The 6,653-nt window shown below is 38.9% G+C and carries 5 protein-coding genes; 2 read left to right on the top strand and 3 right to left on the bottom strand.

Annotation, left to right across the window (positions count from 1 at the left end):
* Together ACILQF_RS09055 and ACILQF_RS09050 are read left to right on the top strand one after the other, a co-directional pair.
* Positions 1-729, top strand: a 729-nt coding sequence (locus ACILQF_RS09055) for a lipopolysaccharide biosynthesis protein (protein ID WP_395627096.1), incomplete at its 5' end; no start/stop codon positions are given.
* A 59-nt stretch (positions 730-788) separates the two neighbouring features.
* Entirely contained in the window at positions 789-2,207 is a 1,419-nt protein-coding gene (locus tag ACILQF_RS09050) for an O-antigen ligase family protein (protein WP_395627095.1), read from the top strand.
* Here ACILQF_RS09050 and ACILQF_RS09045 read toward each other — a convergent pair.
* The 3 genes from ACILQF_RS09045 to ACILQF_RS09035 are packed head-to-tail and all read right to left on the bottom strand — an operon-like array spanning position 2,182 to position 5,289.
* A complete protein-coding gene (locus ACILQF_RS09045) occupies positions 2,182-3,282 on the bottom strand; it encodes a glycosyltransferase family 9 protein (RefSeq protein ID WP_395627094.1) in 1,101 nt (366 codons plus the stop codon). The two genes, ACILQF_RS09050 and ACILQF_RS09045, sit on opposite strands and share 26 nt — an antisense overlap.
* Before the next feature lie 55 nt (positions 3,283-3,337).
* On the bottom strand, positions 3,338-4,486 hold the full coding sequence (locus tag ACILQF_RS09040) for a glycosyltransferase family 4 protein (RefSeq protein ID WP_395627093.1): 1,149 nt from the start codon (positions 4,484-4,486) through the stop codon (positions 3,338-3,340).
* 32 nt (positions 4,487-4,518) lie between these two features.
* Positions 4,519-5,289, bottom strand: a complete 771-nt coding sequence (locus tag ACILQF_RS09035; RefSeq protein WP_395627092.1) for an FkbM family methyltransferase — start codon at positions 5,287-5,289, stop codon at positions 4,519-4,521.
* Positions 5,290-6,653: the final 1,364 nt, after the last annotated feature.

Below are 6,653 nucleotides of genomic sequence, written 5' to 3'. Positions count from 1 at the left end.
ATTTGGATCAATTTCATCATTGGTAGCCTCAATTGCCTGGCTTATATTTTTCTGATCGTCTGGGGAATATCCACCTATAAACTATCGTATGTCAGTCCCCAAAAAGGAGTAATAATTAACTTATTAAAGAATAATTTCTACTTGGTAGGGAATAATATTTCCGTCCATTTACAACAATCACTCCTAATTTTTGCGATCAATATTTTTGGCAATCCACTTTGGCTTGGAGCCTATGCAATTTGCGATAAAATTATTGGTGCCGTTAAAACACTCATTAGTACCCTATCTAATTCCATGTACCCTAGAGCTATCGCTTTGTACAAACAAGGCGAGCAGGAGTTTTTAGGATATAAACGAAGTATGAAAACATGGATTAGCCTTTCATTTCTAGCATTTTCTATTCTCCTCAGCGTTTTATCCCCCTATGTCATACTCCTTTTAAATGGCCATCCAGATCAAAATGCAGAAATCCTGCTCCGAATTATGGCTTTTTTACCCTTCTTGGCCGCATTAAATGTATTTAATGTTTTAGAGTGCTTAATTAGAAACGACAATAAATTAATCTTCAGAATTGCGATGATTCTACTGATCGTGGCCACAGGTTTGGCCTGGACCATTGTATCGAATGATCAACTTATTTATTTAGCAAGCTATTCTTTGATAATTGAAACTGGCGCACTTCTGTTATATGAATTATCAATCAATAGAAAATATGGCCTAAATTCATGATATTTATCTCCTATAGAATTTACTTATACCAACATCAATAAAATTTATATACCCCTAAAATGCTGATCATTTTCCCTCTAATTTACTTAACCAGCTTTATTTTTGCGCTTAGAGGGATTCTATTGGGAAGACGCGAGGAAGTATTACTCTTCATTATTTTCGGACTACCCATTTATATTACCAGCCTTTGCATTGCCTTCGATTCGGGCTTTGCAGGATTCATCAATATGTTCCAATTGTTTAAAGAAACCATTATTGTAACGCTATTGGGCATACAGGTATGGACCTTAAACAGGAAAATTCATTTCCACCTCATCGACTATGCGGTAATGGTTTATTTTGGCTATACTTTTATTTACGCCATTTTACCTATTGGTGATGAAGGTTTAATGGTGAGATTATTAGCCTTTAAAAGTATTTCATTCTTTGCCTTAGTCTACTTTGCAGGCCGATTATTTAGTCCCAAAGAAGTTTACATCAATAAATTTTTCCACTACATTCTTTACCTCACCATAGCAGCAGCGATACTTGTAAGCCTTGAATATTCAAATTCAACTCATTTTCAATCCCTTACCGGCTTTGCCGATTTCTACTTTTATATTTATAATTTCGATCCTACGGGCTCTTACGGACTAAGCTATACTTTTGAAACCGATACCGGAATCATGCGCTTTGCCAGCTTTTTTGCAAACCCCCTAGAATTGGCATCCTCCACCATCCTTGCTTTATCGATCTTGGCGGCCCTAGCAACATCAGACACCAATAAATTACGCTTAAGTAACTTTAATAAAATTGCATTACTCGCTACTATCATTTGCATATTTCTGGCTTTTTCAAGGGCCGCTTTTGTGAATTATTTCTTCACCATTTTTGTTTATGCAGTAATCACTCGAAATAAACTTATTCTTAACACCTTTTATCTCATCGTAGCCAGTATTGCTTTGTATGTGGTTTACCTCTTAAAAGATGAAGAAGTCCTAGATTTTGTCATCGAGACGCTCAAATTTACCAATTCATCCAGCGTGGGGCACCTCCTGGAGTGGATTGAGGGTATAAATGCGATGTTGAGCCAGCCCCTGGGACTCGGATTAGGTACTTCGGGGAGAGTGGGTGGATCATTCAATGGGAATACCGGAGGTGAGAATCAATTCCTAATTATTGGCGTCCAAACAGGATTTCTCGCCATGCTCATTTATCTAAGCATTTACGTTTTGATTATGTTCAATTGCTGGAAATGGATGAAGCGACTTAAAGGTAAAGAGCGACAGGTTTGTATGGCCCTATTTTTAATGAAGACTGGCTTTATCATCCCTATGATGACCTCCGAGTTAGAATCATCTGCCTATATTTCCTATACCACCTGGTTCCTGTCAGGATTTTTTATCAGTATCATTTCCTATCATCTAGATAGAAAGCGAAAAATATCGACACCTCAAACTTATTTAGGATATTCTATTGAGGAAAAATCTGATCAATAGCCTGGATGACTTTAACAGGTTTTAATTGAGAAAGGCATTTGGCATAGCCCTCAATTTCGAAATCGCAGCTCACATGCAAAAACTGATTGCAGGTGCAGCCACCTGAATCCAATACAATCGCATGCGGTGAGTAGGGCCTAAATTCAACAGAACGCGTAGAACCAAAAAGAGCAATAATTGGGACTTCAAAACAAGATGCCAAATGCAGAACACCTGTGTCTACACCAATTACAATAGAAGATTGCTTCACAAGAGCAGCAAGCTCCCTAACAGAAGTTTTTCCCGTCAAAGAGAATACATTACTCTCAAAATCAGCAATCATCTGGGAAGCATGCTGCTGATCGCTGGCAGTACCTACCAACAATGAAGTGAATCCTTTAGCATATAAATGGCGAATCAGTTCCTGGAAATAGCTGCTTGGCCACGACTTTACATCACGTGAGGAGTAGGGAGCGATAATCGCCAGCTTTTCAGGGAAATCTGAATGAATCTCCTTCTCAACCAGCTTTTTTACTGCAAGAAGGTCCTCTTTTTGAAAAAATATTTCGGGACGAAGAACGGAATCCGGACGAACAAAACATTGAACTACGTCTGCAGAACGCTCTACTTCATGCTTTTCAACATCATAATCGGATACATGCTTTAAAAAACTGCTCCTTCCACTTCTTGAATTACTAACCCGAATACGAATTCCAGTAAGGAAACCGAAAAGTAAAATAAACCTCAAATCGCCGCGGAAATCAATAAAAAGATCAATATTTTCCTTCCTGATTATGCGTATAACTGCTACTAACTCCTTAATTTTTAGCCAGGAGAATCTCCCCTTGGTTTTTGGCTGCGACCAAGGCCAGTTAAATACAATGAGCTCATCAATCCGCGGATCAGCATTCAATAAATTTTTACCTGCTCCATTGGCTAGAAGATAGATTTTAGCTTTTGGGAAACGTTTCCTAATCAAAGAAAATGATGGCGTGGTCATCACAATATCTCCAATATGATCCAACCTTACCAACAAGATTTTCTTTGGTTCATAGCTATAAATATCTATCGGCTTCGAAAAAAGTTTAAAAGGCACATAAAACAATTCAACCAGGAGGTTGAATATGGAAAGGGCTATTTTTTTCTTTTTATTATGGATGTACATGCGCCTCAGAAGAAATACAATTCTTAATATGGGTAAGCATTTGATCTGCAGCATGCTCCCAAGTAAATGAATTTAAGCGTTCTAATCCATTAACAATCAGTTGATTACGCAAATCATGATCCCTCATCAACTCATTTAACTTTTCTGCCATATCAGTCACATCATAGGGATCAACCAAGAGTGCAGCATCTCCAGCAATTTCAGGCATGGAGCAAATATTTGACGTTAAAACCGGCACCTTACTAGCAAAACCCTCAATAATTGGAAGTCCGAAGCCCTCATACAACGAAGGAAAAGCAATCATGGCCGCCTCACGGTATAAACCAGGTAAATATTGGTCCGAAACATATCCTGAAAGCACAATTTCATCCTTCAATTTTAATCGATCAATCAAATCAATAATTTGCTGATTCCGATCCGAAAACATTCCTAAAGATGCTTTCCCAATAATTAATAACTTAATATTTGATGCATCAGTCCCCATTTTTTCCTTAAAAATGAAGAAAGCCTCAATTAATCTTTCAATATTTTTCCTAGCCTCAAAAGTCCCAATAAAGGCAATATACTCTTGCTTTTTAATTCCGATTTTTTGGAAAAGCCCGGTTAAATCCTGCTGTGTACCCCAATCTAAAAAGCTCGGATCCACCCCATTATAAACCACCCTGATTTTCGATTCATCAAAGTGCATAAGCTCCATCATGTGGCGCTTTGAAAATTGGGAAACCGTAAAAATTAAATCTGCTTTGCGAATGGCGCGCTCAATAAATGGAATGTAGTAAATATAAAACCAAATGGGATTGATGAACTGCTTTTGCGCTCTAATATGTGCGTCGTGGGCAATTACACCACGCTTGCAATGCGTTAAAATTGGGGTATAATATTCTGGCGACAATAAAAAATCAACCCGATTAATCAAACATAAAATAGGTAGGTGAAGCTGAACCCAGAAAAAACGAATCAGGTGAGCATAAGCCTTTGCAAAAATACCAGTACCAATAGTTAGGGAGTATGAAGGGGCAAACTGAATCAGTTCAATCCCAGATTGAGACTTAAACTGCTCAAGCAAGTTGAGTGTAACCCTCTTTGTACCAGCATGTTCTAAAAGTAAATGATGCGTATCGACTGCAAGAATCATTTTCAAATTTTAAATTAATAGGCATGCATCATTTATAGCAGGTGCGCTATCGCGGCCACATTATTTTGATGTATATAAATAAAGTTAAAAATATACTTGGAATCTTTTTTACCAAAACGTTGTAATGTAGCCACATCAAAATGATCCATCCCTATCAGACGATTTTCATCATAATAATAACCCTCATAGCCATATTTACTAAGAAAAGTTTTAATATCCGCAACTGAACCCTGCTTATGCCTTTCCTCAATTTCAATGAGCAAATGCGGATGATCGCGCTCCAAAACACCACTAGCACCTTCCAAAACAGCCAACTCATGCCCCTCCACATCAATTTTAATGAAACCAACCGCATCAGAGAACTGAAAGCTATCCAAGCGCTTAACAGGTATCTTCACCAGCTCAACCTCACCAAAACGCTCAATCAAATTTCCTTTTTCAATCGTACTTAGCTGCGTATTGCTCTTCAGTATCTTAAGCTCCGTAAAACCTTCAAAATTGGATAGTGCAGCAGGCTCAAATCTAACAGAACTGCTTAAGCCGGAGAATACCTTTTTTAGATCCTTTAATGCACCTTCACGGGGCTCAAAAGCATAGCATTCTTTCGAAATTGGGTATAAATGAGCGAGATACAAGCCATTTGCGGCACCTACATCAACGGATATTTTGGAAGAGTCACATAGATCATAAACCAATTTTAACTCAGGTTCTTCAAATCCCTTTTTCCAAATAAAAAGTTTCAGGTAAAGCGATGAAGGCAGTATTGTTTGAAGTATCTTATTTAAAATTGGGTAAAGTCTCATAAATCTATCAATACAAAAAGCCTGTAAGTCGCGGGCTCCAATTTTTGGAATAGATAATTCCAAAAATAATTCCGGCAAAGATAAGATTAAGATTCTTAGTGTCCGGGGAAATTTTAATTAAAAGATAAAAGATCAAATTCTTAAGGTAGGTTGGAGAAGGGCTTGTGCTTTTAGGAATTGGAATAGGTTTGATAGTAGGGTTTCCAATCAAACTACCAAACGCTGTCATTTCGAACAATCGAATCAAATATTGAGGTTTAATATATTGTGATGAGTGGAGAAATCTGTAAAGTCATAGTAGAAATTTCATACCAACTCTATATTTTTATGACTTTTCCCGCTCATAGCCGCGGGGGCCTAGTCCTTTTCCTGTAGTTGAAAAGGACCAAAAAACCACCGCTGCGTCTGATGCTATGAAAGGTTGTGCGAGGGCTAGGGTTGTCATTACCGCACCAGCCGAGGCGGAAGAAAGGTGAACGGAGGGTCTGTGCTAGGAAATCCTGCTAAATAATATCATTTGGTTTTTATATCATATTTTTAAGAAAGCTGTCAAATGAACTGGGATTTTAGGCGTCATGCTTTTTCCCTCAGCAGCTGTTAAACAAAAGGCAAAAGAAGGCCTAGTGGGTTTGGGAGGGGCATTGTTTTACCCTTCTGTAAAACGCAGCCCGTGGGCTTTTGGTTTTTGTGTGCGGTTGGTTTGCGCCGGCTGCCTAAGAGGAAAAAAAAGTCTTTTGTTTCTTTTGGACTTCAAAAGAAAGAGATTCAATTTTTTTGGATTAGGGTTTAATAGTGAGAATTGGAGTTTTAATGATATTTCCCGCTCATAGCCGCGGGGGGCCTAGTCCTTTTTCTGTAGCAAAAAAGAACGAAAACGCCACCGCTGCGTCTGATGCTATGAAAGTCAGTGGGTTGGCTAGGGTTGTCATTGCCGCACCAGCCGAGGCGGAAGAAGCGTGAACGGAGGGTCTGTGCTAGGGAATCCTGCTAAATAATTTTATTTGGGTTTTATAGCATATTTTTAAAAAAGCTGTCAAGTGATTGCCGCTGCGTCTGATGCTATGAAAGGTTGTGCGAGGGCTAGGGTTGTCATCGCCGCACCAGCCGAGGCGGAAGAAAGGTGAACGGAGGGTCTGTGCTAGGAAATCCTGCTAAATAATATTATTTGGGTTTTATAGCATGTTTTTAAAAAAGCTGTCAAGTGAACTGGGGGTTTAGGCGTCATGCTTTTTCCCTTAGCAGCTGTTAAACAAAAGGCAAAAGAAGGCCTAGTGGGTTTGGGAGGGGCATTGTTTTACCCTTCTGTAAAACGCAGCCCGTGGGCTTTTGGTTTTTGTGTGCGGTTGGTTTGCGCCGGCTGCCTA

This window comes from Daejeonella sp., from assembly GCF_044232565.1.
Taxonomy (GTDB): Bacteria; Bacteroidota; Bacteroidia; order Sphingobacteriales; family Sphingobacteriaceae; genus Daejeonella.
Note: the sequence above shows the minus strand (reverse complement) of the source record. Positions and strands in the feature narration are given on the sequence as shown.